This is a genomic window from Neorhizobium fuzhouense (assembly GCF_042611105.1).
In the GTDB taxonomy this organism is placed as follows: domain Bacteria; phylum Pseudomonadota; class Alphaproteobacteria; order Rhizobiales; family Rhizobiaceae; genus Neorhizobium; species Neorhizobium galegae_A.
Window position 1 is genome coordinate 49,645 of record NZ_JBHFFP010000013.1, and the last position, 20,264, is coordinate 69,908.

The following is a 20,264-nucleotide window of genomic DNA, read 5'->3' on the forward strand; positions in this document are numbered from 1 at the left end:
ACAGGAAGCGGCAGGCGGGAGGGGTCCATCAAGGATTTCCGGATTTGACAATGCTCATGGCAGAGCGCCGACACTATGCTGCTCTCTGGACGACCGAGGCTCGCAGGCGCCTCTGTCAGCGCATGACGGCGCTTGGCATGACGCGCTGCCGGGTTCTTCTCGACGTGCCGGACCGGCTGGTGGTGGCGCCCACCGACCTGCGCTCCATCGATCCTTATATTGCCGAGGAAATCATGGAGGGTCGCTTTCCGCTGGCCGGAAAGCTGCTCGAAGCCGGTGAGACCTCGCCGTTCCTGATGCAGCTCCCCTCGCTTGCCTTTGCTGAGCGTCTGCACTCATTTGCCTTCCTGCGCCACATGCGGGCGATCCGCTCCCCGCAGGCGCGCGCGCGGGCACGCAGCCTCGTGTCGTCATGGATGCATTTGCACAACGCCCGCATCTCCGGCCTCGCCTGGGAGCCGCATGTGGCGGCAGAGAGGATGATTGCCTTCCTCTGCCATTCGCCTGTCGTGCTGCAGGGAGCCGAAAGTGGGTTTTACCGGCGCTTCATGAAAAGCCTTGCCATCCACCGGCGCTATCTGCGCAAGGTGGCCACGTGCCTGCCGGAGGGCGAAACGCGGCTGCGCATCCAGATCGCGCTAGCCATGGCCTCGCTTTCGATCCCCTCGACGGAAAAGCTTATTCGCCGCGAGGGCCAGAAACTCGACCGGGAACTTGAGCGGCAGATCTTGGCCGATGGCGGCCATGCCTCGCGCAACCCCCGCACGGCGCTCGACCTGCTTCTGGATCTCCTGCCGCTGCGCCAGACCTATATCAATCTCGGCCATGACGTGCCGGGAAAGCTGATCCCGACCATCGACCGGATCTTTCCGGCGCTGCGCTTCTTTCGCCACCAGGATGGCGATCTTGCCCTTTTCAATGGTGCAAGCGCCACGCCCGCCACCGAGTTGATGTCCGCCCTGCGCTACGACGAGACAGGCGGCAAGCCGTTCAAGGCTCTGCCGCACAGCCAGTACCACCGGCTCACCGCCGGCGAGACGACGATCCTCATCGATACGGGAAAGCCCGCATCGCCGGAACTGTCGCGGTCGGCCCATGCCGGCTGCCTGTCGTTTGAAATGTCGGCCGGGCGCAACCGCTTCATCGTCAATGCCGGAGCGCCGAAATTTTCCGGCCGCGATTTCCGCCTGCTGTCGCGCTCGACGGCCGCCCATTCCACGGCAACCCTTGGTGAAACGTCCTCGGCGCGAATCCTGCCCTCCCGCTTTCTCGGGCCGATCATGATGGATGGGCTCGAAGAGGTCGAAGCGCGCCGCTGGGACGATGCCTATGGCAATGACTGGGTGAAAGCCTCCCATGACGGCTACCTGAAAAGTTTCGGCTATATCCATCAGCGGGAAATCGGCCTGGCTGCCAAGGGCAACAAGATCAAGGGCCACGACCACTTCTTCATGCCCGAGGGTGCGGGACGAAAGGCCGGAGGGACGGTTTCTGCGGTGCTGCGCTTTCATGTCCACCCCGCCATCCTTCTGCAGCGCCTGCAGGAGGACACGATCCGCCTGGCCGCGCCCGATGGCGAAACCTGGTTGTTTTCCGTGCCCGGCCAGACCGTTCAGATCGATGAGGATGTCTTCTTCGCCGATGTATCGGGCATGCGGGCCAGCCAGCAGATGGTCATCGAATTTGTACTGCCCGACACACCCGACCTGCGCTGGATGCTCAAACAACAGGTTTAGCCACAAAAACCTCCGCCCACCGCCCTGCCCGCGCCTGATCGTCGTTTCCTCCCGTGCCAAGCTGTGATAACGCGGCCCGGATCGAGGCGCCCGGCAGCACGGGGCCAAGTTACCCAGCACGGAGTTCCCCCGATGGCCGTCGTTTCCAAGATGATCCCCGCCCCCGACAAAGTGAAAATCCGCACGGCCCTTCTGTCGGTCTCCGACAAGACAGGCATTGTGGAACTGGCACGCGCCCTTGCCGACCATGGCGTGCGGCTTCTGTCGACCGGCGGCACGTTCAAGGCCATCCGCGAGGCGGGCCTTGACGTGACCGATGTCTCTGACATTACCGGCTTTCCCGAAATCATGGACGGCCGCGTCAAGACGCTCCATCCGGGCGTTCATGGCGGGCTTCTGGCCATCCGCGACGATGCCGAGCATGTGAAGGCGATGGAAGAGCACAAGATCGGTGCGATCGATCTTGCCGTCATCAATCTTTATCCGTTCGAAGAAGTGCGGGCAGCCGGCGGCGATTATCCGACGACGGTCGAAAACATCGATATCGGCGGCCCGGCCATGATCCGTGCTGCGGCCAAGAACCATGCCTATGTGACGATCGTCACCGATCCGCAGGATTATCCGCAGCTGATCGAAGCCCTGCGTGCCGAGGACGGCCAGACGGCTTATGCCTTCCGCCAGAAGCTTGCTGCCCGCGCCTATGCCCGCACGGCCGCCTATGACACAATGATTTCCAACTGGTTTGCCGAAGCACTCGATATCGAGATGCCGCGCTACCGCACCGTCGGCGGCATTCTCGCCCAGGAAATGCGCTACGGCGAAAATCCGCACCAGTCGGCAGGCTTTTACCTCACCGGCGACAAGCGCCCCGGCGTTTCGACGGCGACCCTGATCCAGGGCAAGCAGTTGTCCTATAACAACATCAACGACACGGACGCCGCCTACGAACTGGTGAGCGAGTTCCCGGCCGAGATGGGTGCTGCCTGCGCCATCATCAAGCACGCCAACCCCTGCGGCGTCGCCATCGGTTCGTCGCTCGTTGATGCCTATGGCCGGGCGCTTGCCTGCGACAGCACCTCTGCCTTCGGCGGCGTGATTGCGCTCAACCAGATGCTGGATGCCGCAACGGCAGAACAGATCATCAAGCTGTTTACCGAAGTCATCATCGCCCCGGATGCCTCGGAAGAGGCCAAGGCTATCATTGCGAAAAAGCCGAACCTGCGCCTGCTCGTGGCCGGTGGCCTGCCCGATCCGCGCTCGCGGGGACTCACCGCCAAGACCGTCTCCGGCGGGCTTCTTGTCCAGACCCGCGACAATGGCATGGTGGAAGACCTTGATCTGCGCGTCGTGACCAAGCGCGCGCCGAGCGAGCAGGAACTGATCGACATGAAGTTTGCCTTCAAGGTGGCAAAGCATGTGAAGTCGAATGCCGTTGTCTATGCCAAGGATGGCCAGACGGCCGGCATTGGCGCCGGCCAGATGAGCCGCGTCGATTCCGCCCGTATCGCGGCGCTGAAGGCCGAGGAAGCTGCCAAGGTGATGGGCTGGGCGGCACCTATGACGCAAGGCTCCGCAGTTGCCTCCGAAGCCTTCCTGCCGTTTGCCGATGGTCTCCTGTCGATGATTGCCGCTGGCGCCACCGCACTTATCCAGCCGGGCGGCTCCATGCGCGACGAGGAAGTGATTGCAGCCGCCGACGAACACGGCGTTGCCATGGTGTTTACCGGCATGCGCCACTTCCGCCACTGATCACAGTCGCGCCTCAAACCATCCTGCACGATGCCCGGGTTACGCCCGGGCATTTTTCGTTGAGGATCAGCGCTCTTCCGGGCGCTCCACGGCCGGATAACGGGTCCCGATCAGAAGAACGAGGCCAGCCAGAAGAAACAGGATGAGCATGGCCATCCCGAGCCGCGCCGAGCCAGAGGCATAGGTGACGAGCGAGAAGGAGAGCGTTGCCATAAAGCTCGTGGCGCGGCCGGACAGCGCATAGATGCCGAAGTAGCGCCCGGCTTCATCCGGATGCACGCTTCTCGACAGGTAGGAGCGGGACGAGGCCTGAACCGGGCCGAATGCCATGCCGATGAGCGCGCCGAAGAGCAAATAAACCTTTTCGGCAGACGTGGCGAACACGCCGCCGGTATCGACTGGCGACAGCGGGACCAGTCCGAACAGGATGTAACCCGGCGCCGTCGAGATGATGCCGAGCGTTGCGATGAGCAACAGGACAAGGCTGAGGATGACGACGGTTTTTGAGCCGGACAGCCTGTCGAGGTGGCCGGCAGCAAGGCAGCTGAAGATCGCGACGACATTGATGAGAATGCCGAACAGGCCGATTTCAAGCGTGGCCCAACCGAACATGCCCGCCGCAAAGGCGCCACCGAGGATCAGAAGACCGTTTACGCCGTCCTGGTACAGCATGCGGGCGATGAGAAATCGAAGGATGGTTTTGCGCCGCGTGACGAGTTCGGAAAGCGTGGCAGACAGTTCGCGCACGCCGGAGAGAACCGCCTTTTTCATCGGCTCGCCACGCTTGGCATCCGGCGTGAAAAAGAACATCGGCAGGATGAAGAGAAGATACCAGCCGGCAGCCAAAGGCCCGGTGATGCGCGCATCTTCGCCGAGCGCCGGATCGAGCCCGAAGAGCGGGGCCATGCCAAGGATCGTCACCCCCGTCTTCGGATCGGCGGCCAGAAAACCGACGACGAAGATCAGCACCACCATACCGCCCAGATAACCCAGCCCCCAGGCGGTGTTGGAGACACGGCCCACCTCGCTTGCCGGCACCAGCCGCGGCATCATCGAATCATTGAAGACGATGGAAAATTCCGCGGCGATCGAAGCAAGGATCATGAAGGTAACCGGCCAGACGAGCGCTGAGCCCGGGGCTGCAAACCAGAGCATTGCAAGCGATGCAATCTTCACCACGGCAAAACAGGCGATCCACGGCTTTCGCGGGCCGGATTGATCGGCAATCGCACCGAGGACCGGCGACAGAAGCGCGATCACAATGGAGGAAACGGTTGCCATGTTGCTCCACATGGCCTGGGCTGCCACGGGATCCTCTGTCAGGCGGGCCACGAAATACGGCCCGAAGACGAAGGTGGTCACCACCGTGAAGAAGGGCTGGGCTGCCCAGTCGAACAGCATCCAGCCCCAGATTCCGCGAGACGACACCTTGGGCACCGTCCCGGAGTTTTCAAACGTCACGGCGCTCCTCCCGTTTCAGAGCGCCATTGGATCACCGAACCCCGGTCTGGGCAAGGTCCGTGAACAGGCTGGCCGCCACCATCATCCGGGCCAACGTCGTGTCGCCGCCTTCGCTCAAGGCCATCAACTCGCTGCTGATGCGGTTGAGACGCAGCCGGTCGCTGGCAAGCCAAGCTTCCAGCGGCTTGTCGTCTGCGCCATGGGTCTGGAGCGCAATCGTCACGATATCCCGCCGTGCCGCTGCGATCTGCTGCAGGGCGCGGATGATGGCGAGGTTTTCGTAATGATCGGCCGTGCCGAACCGTTCGCCCGCCTCAAGGAAGCGATTGACCCGGAACGTGTCGGTGGCGTGGAAATAAACCTCCGTTGCCCGCGAAAGAGGTGCACCGCTGCGCTCGGAAATCAGCATGATTTCCGGCACGAGAACCAGGTTCGGCAGAAGGTCAAGTTCGCCTGCAAGCGCGGCCGGCACGCCCTCGATGGGGGCGGCACCCTCGCCTGCCGCCGTGCTGCGGATGGTACTGCGCAAGCCATCGATGCCGGCCCGGATGCGCTTGATGGCATCTTCCACCGGAGCAGCGACAATACCGGTCTGCAGGATGAAGATGGTGGCGCCGAAGAAGATTTCGCCGATACGCTCGTAAAGATCGTTCTGCACCTCGCCATCCAGCGTGCCATCCAGCGCATCGACCGCCGCCCAGAGTTTTGGCAGATCATAGGCATCGCGGGCGATGAAGGCGGCTTTCACCACATCCACCTGCGCGCGACCGCTGATATCGCTCATCATCTGGGCAAAGCCCGGACCGCCGCGGTTGATCACCTCGTTTGCCAGCACCGTTGCGATAATTTCGCGGTGCAGACGGTGGTGGGCAATTTCATTTGCATAAGCCGCCTGCATGGGGCCTGGGAAGTAAGCCGTCAGCACAGCGCCAAAATAGGGATCATCCGGCAGGTCGCTTGCCACGATCGCATCAAACAGCACGATCTTGGCATAGGAGAGAAGCACGCCCACTTCCGGGCGCGTCAGCGGCTTGCCGGCGGCATACCGTTCGGCAAGTTCGGCATCATCCGGCAGCGTTTCAACCTTGCGGTTCAGCTCCCCTTGCCCTTCCAGCGCCGACATCAGCCGCGACAGTTCCTCGCGGTTGCGCACGCCACGTCGCGTCGTCAGCGAAATGGCAAGCGACTGCAGGTAGTTGTTGCGCAAAACGAGCGCGCCGACATCCGCCGTCATCGAGGCAAGCAGAATATCGCGCTTGTCGCGCGGCAGGCGGCCATCCTGCATGGCGGGGCTGAGCGCAATCTTGATGTTGACCTCGACGTCGGAGGAATTGACGCCGGCCGAGTTGTCGATGGCATCCGAATTGCAGCGCCCGCCGGCAAGCGCATAGGCGATGCGGCCCTTCTGCGTGACACCGAGATTGGCGCCCTCGCCGATCACCTTGGCGCGCACCTCGCCGGCCGTGACGCGGATCGGATCGTTGGCGCGGTCACCAACCTCCGCATCCGTTTCCGACTGCGCCTTGATATAGGTGCCGATGCCGCCGAACCACAAAAGATCGACCGGGCTTTTGAGGATCGCCGTGATGATCTCGAAGGGAGTGGCGATATCCTTGTCGAGGCCGATGGCGGCCTTTGCCTCCGGCGTCAGTTTCACCGATTTTTCCGTGCGCGGAATGACCATGCCGCCCTTGGAGAGAACCGAACGGTCGAAATCCTGCCAGCTGGAGCGCGGCAAGGCAAACATCCGCTCGCGCTCGGCAAAGGTCTTTTGCGTATCGGGGTCCGGATCGATGACGATGTCACGGTGATCGAAGGCGGCAACCAGCCGGATGTGCTTGGACAGCAGCATGCCATTGCCGAACACATCGCCCGACATGTCGCCGACACCGGCCACGGTAAAGGGCGTTGTCTGGATATCGACGTTCATTTCGCGGAAATGACGCTTGACCGCCTCCCAGGCGCCGCGTGCGGTAATGCCCATTTTCTTGTGGTCGTAGCCGGCCGAACCGCCGGAGGCAAAGGCGTCGTCCAGCCAGAAGCCCGCCTCCTGCGCCAGGCCATTTGCCGTATCAGAAAAGGTTGCCGTGCCCTTGTCGGCGGCGACGACGAAATAGGGATCGTCACCATCGAGCCGCAGCGTATCCTCAGGACCGACGATCTCGCCGCCGACGATGTTGTCGGTGATCGACAGGAGCGTGCGGATGAAGGTCTTGTAGGCGTCGCGGCCGGCATTAAAGAAGGCATCGCGCTGCGCCGGCGATGGTAGCTTTTTCGGGAAGAAACCGCCCTTTGCGCCAACCGGCACGATCACGGCATTCTTCACCTGCTGGGCCTTCACGAGCCCCAGCACTTCCGTTCGGTAATCCTCGCCGCGATCCGACCAGCGCAACCCGCCGCGCGCCACCTTGCCGAAGCGCAGGTGGACACCCTCCACTTCCGTGCCGTAAACGAAGATTTCGCGGAACGGGCGCGGTTGCGGCAGGCCGTCCAGCAGTTTGGGATCGAGCTTGAAGGCGATCATCGGCTTGGGCTGGCCGTTCTCGTCCGTCTGGAAATAGTTGGTGCGCAGGGTTGAATCGATGACGTTGACGTAGCGGCGCAGCGTACGGTCGTCGTCGAGATTGGGAACGGCCGTCAGCGCCTCCTCGATGGCGGCATGATGGCGGATGAGACGCTCCTCGCGCTCGACATCACCCAGTTTAGGATCAAATCCATCCCTGAAGAGCGAGAAGAGATCCCGGCTGATGGACGGGTAGCGGGCCATGGTATCGGCAATATGGGCCTGCGAATAAACGATGCCGGTCTGGCGCAGGTAGCGGGCATAGGCCCGAAGCACGGTGACTTCGCGCACGGAAAGACCCGTCATCAGAACCAGCCGGTTGAAGCTGTCATTATCGGCCGACCCGTCGAAGGCGGCGAGGAAGGCTTCCTCCACCAGCGGCGCCTCCCGCTCCATGTCGATCGCGCGCTCGTCGGTCAGTTGCAGTTCCATGTCATGCAGCACGACGCGCGTGCCGCTTTGCGTGAGCACAAGGTCGAAGGTGCGCTCGCTCACCACCTGAAAGCCGAGATTCTCCAGAAGCGGCACGCGGCGCGACAAGGCCAGATGGCCGCCGGCGTGGAAGATTTTGAGAGACAGAATGCGCCGCTCTCCCTCCTGGCGCTCGTAAAGCGAAATACGGATCGGCTCTCCGCGCACGCAGGCCAGGATATCGGGCAGATCGGCAAAAGTTTCCTCCGGCGAAAACGCTTCCTGGAAGGCGAAACTGGTGTCGATGTGCGGACTGTCCGGCCCTGCGAGACCAGCAAAGCGCTCGGCCCAGGGCGTTGAAATCTCGCGGATCGCGTCTTCCAGCTGCTTTTGAGGCACATGCGGGGTCTTGCCGAGCCTGCGGCCGATGATGAAATGCACGCGCGCATTGCCGCCCTCCGGAAAGGCCGGATAATAGGCGGAGACATGGCCTTCGAAGGTTGCGGCGAGATAGGTGCCGATCTTCTCGCGCACCGCCGAATTGTAATTTTCACGCGGCACGTAAACGAGAATGGACACGAAGCGGTCGAAATGGTCGATGCGCGCCAACGCTCGCACACGCGGCCGCTCGGCCAGTTCCATGATCTGCTCGCAATAGCGCGCCAGAAGATCCGGATCGATCTGGAACAGGTCGTCGCGCGGATAGGATTCGAGCGTGTTGCGCAGCATGCGACCGGAATGGCTGAGCGGATCAAAGCCGAAATGCTCTTCCACCCGCGCGGCCTTGGCCCGCAAGAGCGGAATTTCGCTGACGGAATGGGTGTAGGCCGTGCCGGTAAACAGGCCGACGATGCGCAACTCGCCGATCACCTTGCCTGCGGGGTCGAAACGCTTGACCCCGACATAGTCCATATAGGCGCGCCGGTGGACGGTGGATTTCACATTGGCCTTCGTGACGATCAGGAAATCCTCCCCCTGCAGGAATTGCAGGATTTCCGGCGTCGTTGTCACCTGATCCTTACCCTGGCGCAGTACAAGCACATCCGGATCCGACAGGATGCCGAGGCCCCGCCCCTCGCCGCGCGACAGTGTCGCATCGGCGCCCTCGCCGGAATAGACGTATTCACGCATGCCAAGGAAGATGAAATTGCCGTCGCGCAGCCATTTGAAGAAGTCGAGCGCCTCGTCCCGTTCTGCCCGACGGCCGGTGATCGGCGCCTCCTTCATGTCGCGGCTGGCGCCCTTCAGCAGGGACAGCATCGGCTTCCAGTCGGTAATGACGGAGTGGACCTTATCGAGCAGAAGGCGCAGTCGCGCCGAAAGATCTGCCGCCTGCTCCTCGGTGAGTGGTGCCAGATGAATCTGGATGAGGCTGACATGCTCGCTCGCCGCCTGGCTTCGCTCATAGGAATAGAGCCCCGGCGCCTTGCCCGGCTGCACGTCGAGGATAGGATGGACGGCAAGCGTGATGTCACGGAAGCTGCTGGTCACCTCGCCCATGACCGAATCGAAGAGGAAGGGCATGTCACGGTCGATCACCGTCAGCACCGAGACCGGCACGCCATGGGGTGCGACGCCCTCGACGGTGGAAATGGAGATCCGCGCGGTTTCGCCCGTAAAAGCCTCCAGTTCGCGGGCCGCATAAAGGGCGGAAGCGGCCAGCATGTCGGGCGTATAGGCGGCGATGTCGTCATTGCTGGCCCGGCCAAACAGAATATCCGGATCCAGCACGACACCACCGCTCTCAGCCCAGGCCGCGTGGGCCAGTTGGATCTGTTTTTCCTGCTTCGGATTACGCTTGGCAGCCATGCTTTCCTCCCTTTGCTTGGTTAGGAGCTATTCAACCGATGTTTGAGGCATTAAGGCAGCTCTGGAACAGGTTCTTGCATAGTTTTATGAGTTTAATTGACACCAGACCGTGAAAAATCGACGTAATCGCTCAAAAACAGGCTTTTTCTCATGTCCGACACCCATGCCGTCATCGTCATCTCGAGCCATGTGATTCGCGGCTCCGTCGGGAACCGCGCAGCCGTGTTTGCGCTCGAGACGATGGGCCTGCCCGTCTGGGCGCTGCCGACGGTCATCATGCCGTGGCACCCGGGCCACGGTCCCTCGACGCGGGTGGTGATCCCGGAAGATCAGTTCGAAAAGATCATCGAGGATCTGATCCGCGCGCCCTGGCTGCCGGAAGTGAAGGCGGTGCTCACCGGCTATTTCGGCCACGCGGCGCAGCCGCGGCTGGTGGCGCGTCTGATTTCGGCGCTGAAAGCCAAAAATCCCGATCTCCTTTATGTCTGCGATCCGGTGATGGGCGACAAAGGCGGCCTCTACGTGCCGGAAGCAACGGCCGAAGCCATCCGCGAAAACCTCATTCCGCTTGCCTCGCTTGCGACGCCGAACCGCTACGAGCTTGCCTGGATGGCCGGCGCAGATCTCGACAGCAATACGGCGATCATGGATGCCGCCCTGTCGCTGGGGCCGGCAAAAATGCTGGTCACCTCCGCCGTGCCGATGATGGCGGGTGGCACCGGCAATCTGTACTTGAGTGGAAAACATGCCCTGCTTGCCGAGCACCGGCTGATCGACAATGCCCCCAACGGGCTGGGCGACCTCCTGTCTGCGGTGTTTCTCGCCCGGCTTCTGTCGGGTATGGACGAGGAAAGGGCGCTGCAGCTGGCAACCGCCAGCGTGTTCGAGGTTCTGGCGCGCACAGCCAAACGCGGCGGTGACGAACTGACACTCGAAACCGATGCGGCCAGCCTCTCGACACCGATGGCCATGGTGCAATTGCGCCACCTGATGCATCCCTCGCGCACCGGACGGCGCTGAACGGGTGGGCGCTTTGGCTCTCCTCAGGGCGTTAAGCTGCGCCGCCTGGATGCACACGAAAGAGGGTTCCTGCCGGCTGCCGTTTGACGACCGGCTCGGCTGGCCCCGATTCGGATCGGGCGGATGCCGCATGTGTTGATCTTCTGCGCCAGCAAGGCTAATCAAGGCGCATGACAGATTTTCCGCCCTCGCTCCTTTCCGGTTACGACAACTTCATGAGCGGCCGCTACAGCGGGGAGCGCGAGCGCTACCGCACGCTGGCCGAGACAGGCCAGAAGCCGCACACACTGGTCGTTGCCTGTTGCGACAGCCGGTCGGCGCCCGAGACCATTTTCGATTCCGGCCCCGGCGAGCTCTTCGTCGTGCGCAATGTCGCAAACCTCGTGCCGCCCTATGAGCCGGACGGCCAGTTCCACGCCACGTCGGCGGCACTCGAATATGCCGTGCAGGTGTTGAAGATCCGCGATATCGTCGTCATGGGCCATGGCCGCTGCGGCGGTATCCAGGCAGCGCTCGATCCCCTGGACGAGCCTCTGTCGCCCGGCGACTTCATCGGAAAGTGGATGGGCCTGCTGCGCCCGACCGCCGAACAGATCCCCGGCATCGACGTTCTGACCCAGGCCGAGCGCCAGACGGCGCTGGAGCGGGTGTCGATCCGCAACTCCATCGCCAACCTTCGGACCTTTCCTTGCGTGAAAATCCTTGAGGAAAAGGGCCGTCTGCGCGTCCACGGCGCCTGGTTCGATATCTCGACAGGCGAGTTGTGGGTGATGGACGCCAAGACCGGCGATTTCATCCGGCCCAGTCTCTGAGCCGGATGCATGGTGCAGGTTGAAGAGGCCTGCACCGGACGGGATTATTGCCCGTCGATCTTTGCGCCCATATAGGCGATCGCCTGCTGATAGACGGTGGCGGCATTCCAGCCCTGGATGGCTGCAAAATTCGGCTGGCCCTGCTGATATCCCGCACCACGCTGCCAGCCATGGCCGACGAGGAAGTTTGCGGTCGAGGCCAGCGCATCGGCGCGCGAACGCACCATGTCGATATGGCCATCGCCATCGCCATCGGCACCGTAGCGGATGACGTTGAGCGGCAGGAACTGCGTCTGGCCGATTTCGCCATGGGCTGCACCCTTGGCAGAGGGGCTGAGGTCACCGCGCGCCACCAGCTGCAGGGCGGCGTAAAGCTGCTCGGTAAAATAAGCGGAGCGGCGGCAGTCATAGGCGAGCGTCGCCACTGCCGACAGCGTGTGCTGGTCGCCCATGAAACTGCCAAAGCCGGTTTCCATTCCCCAGATCGCCAGGATCGGACCCGCCGGCACGCCGTAGCGACGCTCGATATTGGCAAACAGCGCCGCATTCGAGGCCTTCATGGTCTTGCCGCGGGAGATGATGGCAGAGGCGCCGCGCTTCTGCAGGAATTCATCGAAGGACAGCTTGAAGCTTTTCTGACCGCGGTCGGCACGGATCGTCGGGCGATTGTAGCTGACGCCGGAAAAGGCCTGCTGGACGACGGAGGCCGGAATGCCCTGGGCGGGCGCCTGTTGCTTGAAGTCCTGCACCCAGGCCTCGAAGCCTGATGCATCATTGCCGCAGCTGGCAGCCTGCGCGGCAGTGACAGTCATCATCACCGCGCCGACAGCGCCACCCAGAACAGTTTTCAACATTCGTCGGATCCCATGGTTGTCTCGAAGGCGCAGCCGTTCTGACGCGCCCTTTGTTGCTCGTGTGGTTATGGTGCGCTGAGCGCCATCGACAACCTTTCCAGGCATGAAAAGATCGTGATCCGCCCGAACGCAAAAGCCCCGCCCTGAAGGCGAGGCTTTATCACGTCATGCTTACCAAAAGGTAATTTAAGCTCAGGCGGCCTGCTTGCGCGGCTTGATCAGGCCGCGATTGACGAGAAGTTCCGCAATCTGGATGGCATTGAGGGCAGCCCCCTTGCGCAGGTTGTCGGAGACGACCCAGATGTTAAGGCCGTTTTCAACCGTGGCATCCTCGCGGATACGGGAAATGAAGGTCGCATCCTCGCCGGCGGATTCGAGCGGCGTGATGTAGCCACCGTTCTCGTGCTTGTCGATGACGAGGCAGCCGGGCGCCTCGCGCAGGATATCGCGCGCCTGGTCGGCCGTGATCTCGTTTTCGAACTCGATGTTGACCGATTCCGAATGGCCGATGAAGACGGGAACACGCACGGCCGTGCAGGTCACCTTGATCTTCGGATCAAGCATCTTCTTGGTTTCGGCGAGCACCTTCCACTCTTCCTTCGTATAGCCGTCTTCCATGAAGCTATCGATATGGGGAATGACGTTGAAGGCGATGCGCTTGGTGAACTTCTTCGACTCGACAGGATCGGCGACGAAGACGGCGCGTGTCTGGGTGAACAACTCGTCCATGCCTTCCTTGCCGGCACCGGAGACAGACTGGTAGGTGGACACAACGACGCGCTTGATCTTGGCAAAATCATGCAGCGGCTTCAGTGCCACGACCAGCTGGGCCGTCGAGCAATTGGGGTTGGCGATGATGTTGCGCTTGGAAAAGCCGTCGATGGCATCCGGATTGACTTCCGGAACGATGAGCGGAACATCCTGATCGTAACGCCAGGCCGAGGAGTTATCAATGACGACGCAGCCCTGCGCGCCGATCTTCGGCGACCACTTCTGGGAAATCGTGCCACCGGCCGACATCAGGCAGATATCGGTATCGGAGAAATCATAGTTCTCGAGGTTGGCAACCTTCAGCACCTTGTCGCCAAAGGAAACTTCCGTGCCCTGCGACCGTGCGGAGGCAAGCGCCACCACTTCATCGACGGGAAAGCCGCGCTCGGAGAGAATGTTCAGCATCTCCCGGCCGACATTGCCGGTTGCGCCGACCACTGCAATCTTGAAACCCATTTTCCTGCTCTCTTTCTCTTCTCTCCTCGGGCTTTGAGGGGGAAACACGATAAAACCGTGCTTCCTTGTCCCCGGCCGAACCGGGGAGAGAGCGGTAGGCCAGAGACGTCAGACGGTTTTCGTCGTCGTTTTGGCCTTGGTTTTGGAGGATACGCATGCGAAAAGCGGCGCTCCGGCCACACGTGCCGGACCAAATGAAGCGGCGATGTGATTGTCGCTGCGATACATTGTTGCTTCCCTTCGGATGAACTCCTTAGAAGATTTCGCAGGCGAGTCAAGCGTTGCGAAGAGCAACCTTTGCAGCCGCCCCCCGTTAGCGGCCAAAGCCATGGCCATTGCGAGCATGCCGCATGAGAAGGACACATCATTTGTCAATGATCGACCGCCGGAGCCTGCGACCCGGAGCCTCCACTGGTGATCAGTGAGCTTACCAGTCTCCCGCGCCCTGCAATCCTTGCCGCCGGTGCCCTGACAAGCGCGATCTGCGTCTTCGTCATCATTGCAAAGGCACGCGATCTCGGCCTCATGCAGGCCCCGGTGGCGCGTTCCTCGCATGTGCGGCCGACGCCGACCGGCGGCGGCATCGGCATTGTCGCCGGCACGCTGCTGGCCGGCCTCCTGTTGCCCGGCGGCAATGGCCAGACCCTGTCACTGCTGCTGCTTGGCGCGCTCATGGCAGCGCTGGGCCTTTTCGACGACTGGCGGCCGCTCCCGGCCCGCGTCCGTCTGCCGGTGCAGGCGCTGATCGTTCTCCTGGCGATCTGGATCACAGGCGGCACGGCGGCCATCGCCGGCGACAGTGGAGCTGTCATTCAGCTCGGCGCCGGGCTTATTCTGCTGCTCGGCGGGCTCTGGTGGGTCAATCTCTTCAACTTCATGGATGGCATAGACGGAATTGCCGGCCAGCAGGCGGTCATGATGATGATCTCCGCCATGGCAATTGCCGCCCTCGGCACTCCTGCAGCGCTGGAGAGCTGGGCCTGGTGGCTGATGGCGGCCACCGCCAGCGCGACGGCGGCCTTCCTGCTCTTCAACCTTCCCCCTGCCCGCATCTTCATGGGCGATGCCGGCAGCACGTTTCTCGGTTTTGTCATCGTCGCGATCGCCATGACGAGCCTTGTTGCCGGCTGGCTCAGCCTGCCGCAATGGCTGATCCTGTCGGCACTCTTTGCAAGCGACGCCACCGTGACGCTGATCATCCGCTATCTGAGGGGTGAAAACATTGCCGAGGCCCACCGCTCCCATGCCTATCAGCGCCTGGCGCGGCGGTTCGGCGCGGCGCGGCCGGTTACCCTGTCGGCCTTCGGTCTCAACCTTCTGGTCATTCTGCCGCTGGCACTTCTGGCCCGTGACACGGGCTTTGGCTGGCTTGCCGTGCTTCTGGTCTATCTGGCCACGGCCGCACTTGCGCTTCTGTCCGGTGCCGGCCTTCCCGACCACGAGACGGCAGGGATCGCCACCTATCGGCGTCTGCTGAAACGATGAGCATGAGGGCGACAGAAACGTGTACCTGATCACTGGCGCCACAGGTTTTGTCGGACAAGCCCTCTGCCGGATGCTGGCGGAACGCGGCTTGCCGTTTCGGCCGGTGAGCCGCCTCCCCCGCCCCGGCTATGCAACGATCGGCACCATCACCGACCGGACCGACTGGCGGCATGCTCTTGCCGGCATCGACACGGTCATCCACCTTGCCGCGCGCGTTCATGTGATGCGCGAGACGGACGGCGACCCGCTGACGAAATTCCGCGCGATGAATGTCGAGGCGACGCTTCATCTGGCCCGCGCGGCCACAGAGGCGAAGGTGCGCCGCTTCATCTTTGCAAGTTCCATCAAGGTAAACGGTGAAAGCACAAGAGAGGGCTTTCCCTTCCACGCCGACGATACACCTCATCCCGAGGATGCCTACGGCCTTTCCAAGGCCGAAGCGGAACGGGCGCTTCTGGCCTTGGGCAAGGAGAGCGGCATGGAAGTGGTCATCGTGCGCCCGCCTCTGGTCTACGGCCCGGGTGTCGGCGCCAATTTCCGCCTCTTGATGCGCCTTGCCGCTGTCGGCCTTCCCTCGCCTTTCGCCGCCTGCGACAACCGGCGTTCGCTGGTCTATGTCGATAATCTCTGCGACCTGCTTCTTGCCGCGGCCCAGCATCCGCAGGCTGCCGGAGAGGTTTTTCTGGCAAGCGACGGTGAGGATCTTTCCACGCATCAGTTGTTCAAGCGGCTGGCACAACTGCAGGGACGGGCTGGACTTGGCCTGCCGATCCCACCCAGCCTCCTGAAAACATTGGCAAAGTTGGCCGGAAAGACCCAAATAAGCAACCGCTTGCTTAAGAATCTTCAGGTGGATATACGAAAGACGGGTGATTTGCTGGATTGGGTTCCTCCCTATCCGGTGGCCTACGGTCTGCAGCAAACGGTGGCGCGGGACAAATCACCCGAAGCGCCGCCCCATCACGGCAAGGCGACCCCATGATTGGCGCGAGAGGCTTCAAGACGCGAGCGACTGCATGGTGTTGACCGAGGTGCTGCGGCGCAAAATCGAGGAAATGCCCCGGTTCTGGAAGCGCGTCCTGCTGATCGGCTTCGACGTGGTGACACTGATTGTCGCGCTCTGGGCAAGTTACGCGCTGCGCTATGCCGTGTGGTGGCCGGATATCTCGCCCGAGCGGGTCTTTCTGGCGCTGTTGGCACCGGCGATTGCCATTCCGATCTTTATCCGCATGGGCCTCTACAGGGCCGTGATCCGTTACCTTCCGGATACGGCCATCTGGACGATCCTGAAGGCCATGGCGATTGCGACGATGATCTGGGTCATCCTCGTGTTCCTGATGGAGATGTCCGGCCGCGGCATCGTTCCCCGGTCGATTCCCTTTTTCTATTTCGCCCTCGGCGCGGCCCTCATCGGAGGATCGCGCTTCACCACCAAGATCATCCTCAGCCATGGCACCGGACTGCGCCGCGACGAGCGGCCGGTGTTCATCTATGGCTCCAGCGCCTCCTCGGTGCAGCTGGCGCAGGCGCTGCGCGGCAACGGAAACCGCTTCATCGTGGGGCTCCTGGACGAGGATCCGGGCCATCATGGTCGTGATGTCGGCGGCTACCGCGTTTACAATCCGGCCAACTTGCCGCGCCTGATCGAGCAATACGGCGTGCAGGAAATCATCCTGTCCCTGTCGACGATTTCGGCCGACCGGCGCCGCAGCGTCATCAGCAAGATTAGCGGCCTTGGCGTGAAGATCCGCACCGTTCCCGATATTTCAGACCTGGTCGACGGCCGCTACCTGGCAAACCAGATCCGCGAGATCGAGATCGACGAATTGCTCGGTCGTTCCTTCGTGCCGCCGGACCCGCAACTGATCGATAGCATCGTCAAAGGCCGGGTGATCATGGTCACCGGCGCCGGTGGCTCCATCGGCTCGGAACTGTGCCGGATGATCGTGCAGTGGAAGCCGGAATGCCTTGTTCTGTTTGAGGCCAATGAATTTGCACTCTACAAGATCGAACGAGAGCTGGCCGGGCTTACACGCTGCCCAATCGTCCCTTTTCTCGGATCGATCACGCATCCGGGCCGGGTCAATCAGGCAATCGAGACCCATAAGGTCGACGTGCTTTACCATGCCGCGGCCCACAAGCATGTGCCCATGCTTGAAGCCAATGCGCTGGAAGGCATCGAGAACAATGTTTTCGGCACGCTGACGGTCGCCAAGGCTGCATTCGAAGCCGGTGTCGGCCATTTTGTGCTGATCTCGTCGGACAAGGCGGTGCGCCCGACCAATGTGATGGGCGCCACCAAGCGCTGGGCGGAACTCATCATCCGGCAGATGGCGCTGGAAGCGGAGCGACACGGCACCGGCCAGCACTTTTGCGCGGTGCGCTTCGGCAATGTGCTGGGCTCCAACGGTTCGGTCGTACCGCTGTTCAAGCAGCAGATCGCCGAGGGCGGGCCGGTCACCGTCACCAATCCGGACATGACGCGCTACTTCATGTCGATCCAGGAAGCGGCCGAACTGATCGTTCAGGCAAGCGCCCTGTCGGTCGGCGGCGACATCTTTCTTCTGGAAATGGGAGAGCCGGTGCGCATCGGCGATCTGGCGGAAAACATGATCCGCCTTGCGGGCTTTACCGTGCGCAATGACGAAAACGCCCACGGTGGCATTGAAATCCGCGTGACGGGCAACCGGCCGGGCGAAAAACTGTTCGAGGAACTGTTTTACGATATGGCAAACGCCATGGCGACGCAGCATCCGAAGATCCTGCGGGCCGACACCAAACTGGCCGACCATGACGATGTGCTGCAGGCACTGCAGGCGCTGAAAGCCGCCGTCGATACCAAGGACGAGCAGGCCGCGCGTGCAACCCTCTTTCGCTTCATCGGTCTTGAGTTTCCGCCGTCATCAACGACCTGACGGAAAGGCTCAGGCCGCCGCCGTCGGCTGGCCTCCCGAAGCGCTGCCGCCCAGCACCGGCAAGAGAGTGCGCCACCGGCCGGCACGCCGGCGCGGCGGCAAAGACAGCGGCAGTGGCCGGCAGAGCTTGGGCAGGCTGCCATCCTGCGCCGTAAACAGAAGCCCGTACCGGGCAAATGCCGTCGCCGTCACGATCGAGAACCAGGCGCCGAAGACGAGGCCGGCAATCACATCGCTCGGATAATGCGCGCCCACGATGACGCGCGAGAAGCCGAGCCAGAGGCCAAGCACCAGGCAATCGACGCGCCAGGCGGGCGCCATCAGCGCAAGCGCCATCATCAGCGCCCCCACCGTCGTGGCATGGCCGGAGGGAAAACTCTCGAACTGGTAGCTGCCATGCAGCGGCGAAAAGCCGAAAGCGCTGCCATCCGGCGCAAACAGCGGCCGTACGCGCCCGATCATCCGCTTGGCGAGATTGGCGGCAAGACCGGAAAGGGCGACCGTCAGAAAAACATAGGCGGCAACATGAGAGATGAGGAAAGCCTGCAAGCGCAGTGCGGCGCTGCGCACAAGCCTTGCCTTCGTCAGGGCTTCGCCAAACAGAAGGGCGCTCACCATCAAAATCCAGCCGGATTTGCCGGCATCCGTCACAAAACTACCGATCGGCTTCAAGACCGATGGCGTACGCAGCAGATAGGTGGATACCGGCTCATCCAGAAGGAAGACGGCCAGTAGAATGAGGTTCAACGCAACCAGAACACAGGAAACATGACAGTGTGTCCGCACGCTGCCGCAGTAACGAAGGTGCCGCCGCCTCAACTTTCCCATCATCGCCAGATTTCCCCACAGCCTATACAGGGATAACAAGTCTGTATGACAGGAATTTTGGCATTCCTGACGTTTGGCGGCAGGCATCGCGATAATCTTGAGGCCTTTGCAGGCAAGGCAAAAAAAATGCCCCGCACAGGGCGGGGCACGGGTCGCATCCGCAGGCTCCACCGTTTCCGGCAAAGCGCACAGCGCAAGTGTCAGGCCGACAGAGCCTTGAATTCAGCAAGGATCGCATCGCCCATTTCGGACGTGCCGACCTTGGTGCAGCCTTCCGCCATGATGTCGCCGGTGCGGATGCCCTTGTCGAGCACGTTGGCAATGGCCTTTTCCAGACGGTCGGCTTCTTCAACCTTGTTGAAGGAGTAGCGCAGGCACATGGCAAAGGAAGCGATCATGGCAATCGGGTTGGCAATGCCCTTGCCGGCGATATCGGGTGCCGAACCATGGACGGGCTCGTAAAGCGCCTTGCGCTTGCCGGTCTTTGCATCCGGCGCGCCAAGCGAGGCAGACGGCAGCATGCCGAGCGAGCCGGTCAGCATGGCGGCGACGTCCGACAGCATGTCGCCGAAAAGATTGTCGGTGACGATCACGTCGAACTGTTTTGGCGCGCGCACCAGTTGCATGCCGCCGGCATCGGCCAGCATATGCTCCAGCTCCACGTCGGAGAACTTTGCCTTGTGCGTCTCGGTCACCACCTGGTTCCACAGGACGCCCGACTTCATCACGTTGCGCTTTTCCATGGAGCAGACGCGGTTCTTGCGGGTGCGGGCCAGTTCGAAGGCAACACCCGAAATGCGCTCGATTTCGTAGGTGTCGTAGACCTGCGTATCGATGGCGCGCTTCTGGCCATTGCCGAGATCGGTAATCGTCTTCGGCTCGCCGAAATAGACGCCACCGGTCAGTTCGCGCACAATGAGGATATCGAGCCCTTCAACGAGTTCCGGCTTCAGCGAGGACGCGTTGGCAAGCGCCGGATAGCAGATCGCCGGGCGCAGGTTGGCAAACAGCTCGAGATCCTTGCGCAGGCGAAGCAGGCCGGCTTCCGGGCGCACCTCATAGGGAACAGAATCCCATTTCGGGCCGCCGACGGCACCGAACAGCACCGCATCGGCACTCATGGCCTTTTGCATGTCGCCTTCGGAAATCGCAGCGCCATGAGCATCGTAGGCCGAGCCGCCGACCAGGCCCTGATCCGTAACGAAGCCCGCACCGAGCGCCTCGTTCATGTGGTCGATGATCTTCACCACCTCGGCCATGGCCTCGTGGCCGATACCGTCACCGGGAAGCAGGAAAAGCGAATGAGACATATGATGCGTGTCCTTGAGAAATCGGCAGGCCTGATGCGCCAAAGGTGGCGCCTCCCTGAGCTTCGCCCGCGCCTGCCGCTGGAC

13 protein-coding genes are annotated in these 20,264 nt (G+C 62.1%); 7 read left to right on the top strand and 6 right to left on the bottom strand.

Features of this window, described 5'->3' with window-relative positions; translation table 11 throughout:
• Positions 1-50: 50 nt before the first annotated feature.
• Entirely contained in the window at positions 51-1,736 is a 1,686-nt protein-coding gene (locus tag ACEXP3_RS20465) for a heparinase II/III family protein (RefSeq protein WP_245366939.1), read from the top strand.
• Positions 1,737-1,868: 132 nt separating this feature from the next.
• Entirely contained in the window at positions 1,869-3,485 is a 1,617-nt protein-coding gene (gene purH, locus ACEXP3_RS20470) for a bifunctional phosphoribosylaminoimidazolecarboxamide formyltransferase/IMP cyclohydrolase (protein WP_377298955.1), read from the top strand.
• A gap of 66 nt (positions 3,486-3,551) precedes the next feature.
• Here purH and ACEXP3_RS20475 read toward each other — a convergent pair whose 3' ends face one another.
• Positions 3,552-4,886 (bottom strand): MFS transporter, encoded by a 1,335-nt coding sequence (locus tag ACEXP3_RS20475; RefSeq protein WP_377299128.1) that lies wholly within the window; start codon positions 4,884-4,886, stop codon positions 3,552-3,554.
• 91 nt (positions 4,887-4,977) lie between these two features.
• Positions 4,978-9,729 carry an NAD-glutamate dehydrogenase gene (locus ACEXP3_RS20480; protein WP_377298957.1) on the bottom strand — a complete coding sequence of 1,584 codons (4,752 nt, stop codon included), beginning with the start codon at positions 9,727-9,729 and terminating at the stop codon, positions 4,978-4,980.
• 150 nt (positions 9,730-9,879) lie between these two features.
• Here ACEXP3_RS20480 and pdxY point away from each other — a divergent pair, with 150 nt between their 5' ends.
• Both pdxY and ACEXP3_RS20490 read left to right on the top strand, forming a co-directional pair.
• Positions 9,880-10,749 carry a pyridoxal kinase PdxY gene (pdxY, locus tag ACEXP3_RS20485; protein ID WP_377298959.1) on the top strand — a complete coding sequence of 290 codons (870 nt, stop codon included), beginning with the start codon at positions 9,880-9,882 and terminating at the stop codon, positions 10,747-10,749.
• A 170-nt stretch (positions 10,750-10,919) separates the two neighbouring features.
• A complete protein-coding gene (locus ACEXP3_RS20490; protein WP_210106782.1) occupies positions 10,920-11,561 on the top strand; it encodes a carbonic anhydrase in 642 nt (213 codons plus the stop codon).
• 44 nt (positions 11,562-11,605) lie between these two features.
• Here ACEXP3_RS20490 and ACEXP3_RS20495 read toward each other — a convergent pair whose 3' ends face one another.
• The gene (locus ACEXP3_RS20495) at positions 11,606-12,415 is read right to left on the bottom strand and encodes a lytic murein transglycosylase (protein WP_210106783.1); all 810 of its coding nucleotides are present in this window, start codon (positions 12,413-12,415) and stop codon (positions 11,606-11,608) included.
• 192 nt (positions 12,416-12,607) lie between these two features.
• Complete coding sequence (locus ACEXP3_RS20500) at positions 12,608-13,642, bottom strand: aspartate-semialdehyde dehydrogenase (RefSeq protein WP_377298962.1); 1,035 nt, start codon at positions 13,640-13,642, stop codon at positions 12,608-12,610.
• Positions 13,643-14,056: 414 nt separating this feature from the next.
• On the opposite strand from ACEXP3_RS20500, the gene ACEXP3_RS20505 reads away from it, so the two are divergent.
• Genes ACEXP3_RS20505 through ACEXP3_RS20515 form a run of 3 tightly spaced genes read left to right on the top strand, consistent with a single transcriptional unit; the run spans position 14,057 to position 18,042 of the window.
• Complete coding sequence (locus ACEXP3_RS20505; RefSeq protein WP_377298964.1) at positions 14,057-15,127, top strand: MraY family glycosyltransferase; 1,071 nt, start codon at positions 14,057-14,059, stop codon at positions 15,125-15,127.
• Positions 15,128-15,146: 19 nt separating this feature from the next.
• Entirely contained in the window at positions 15,147-16,109 is a 963-nt protein-coding gene (locus ACEXP3_RS20510) for an NAD-dependent epimerase/dehydratase family protein (protein ID WP_377298965.1), read from the top strand.
• 34 nt (positions 16,110-16,143) lie between these two features.
• Positions 16,144-18,042, top strand: a complete 1,899-nt coding sequence (locus ACEXP3_RS20515) for a polysaccharide biosynthesis protein (RefSeq protein ID WP_377298967.1) — start codon at positions 16,144-16,146, stop codon at positions 18,040-18,042.
• A 9-nt stretch (positions 18,043-18,051) separates the two neighbouring features.
• On the opposite strand, the gene ACEXP3_RS20520 is transcribed toward ACEXP3_RS20515, so the two are convergent.
• Together ACEXP3_RS20520 and leuB are read right to left on the bottom strand one after the other, a co-directional pair.
• Positions 18,052-18,789, bottom strand: a complete 738-nt coding sequence (locus tag ACEXP3_RS20520) for a phosphatase PAP2 family protein (RefSeq protein WP_377298969.1) — start codon at positions 18,787-18,789, stop codon at positions 18,052-18,054.
• Between the two features lie 281 nt (positions 18,790-19,070).
• Positions 19,071-20,180: a 3-isopropylmalate dehydrogenase gene (gene leuB / locus ACEXP3_RS20525; RefSeq protein WP_377298971.1), complete on the bottom strand. Its 1,110-nt coding sequence runs from the start codon at positions 20,178-20,180 to the stop codon at positions 19,071-19,073.
• Positions 20,181-20,264 lie beyond the last annotated feature (84 nt).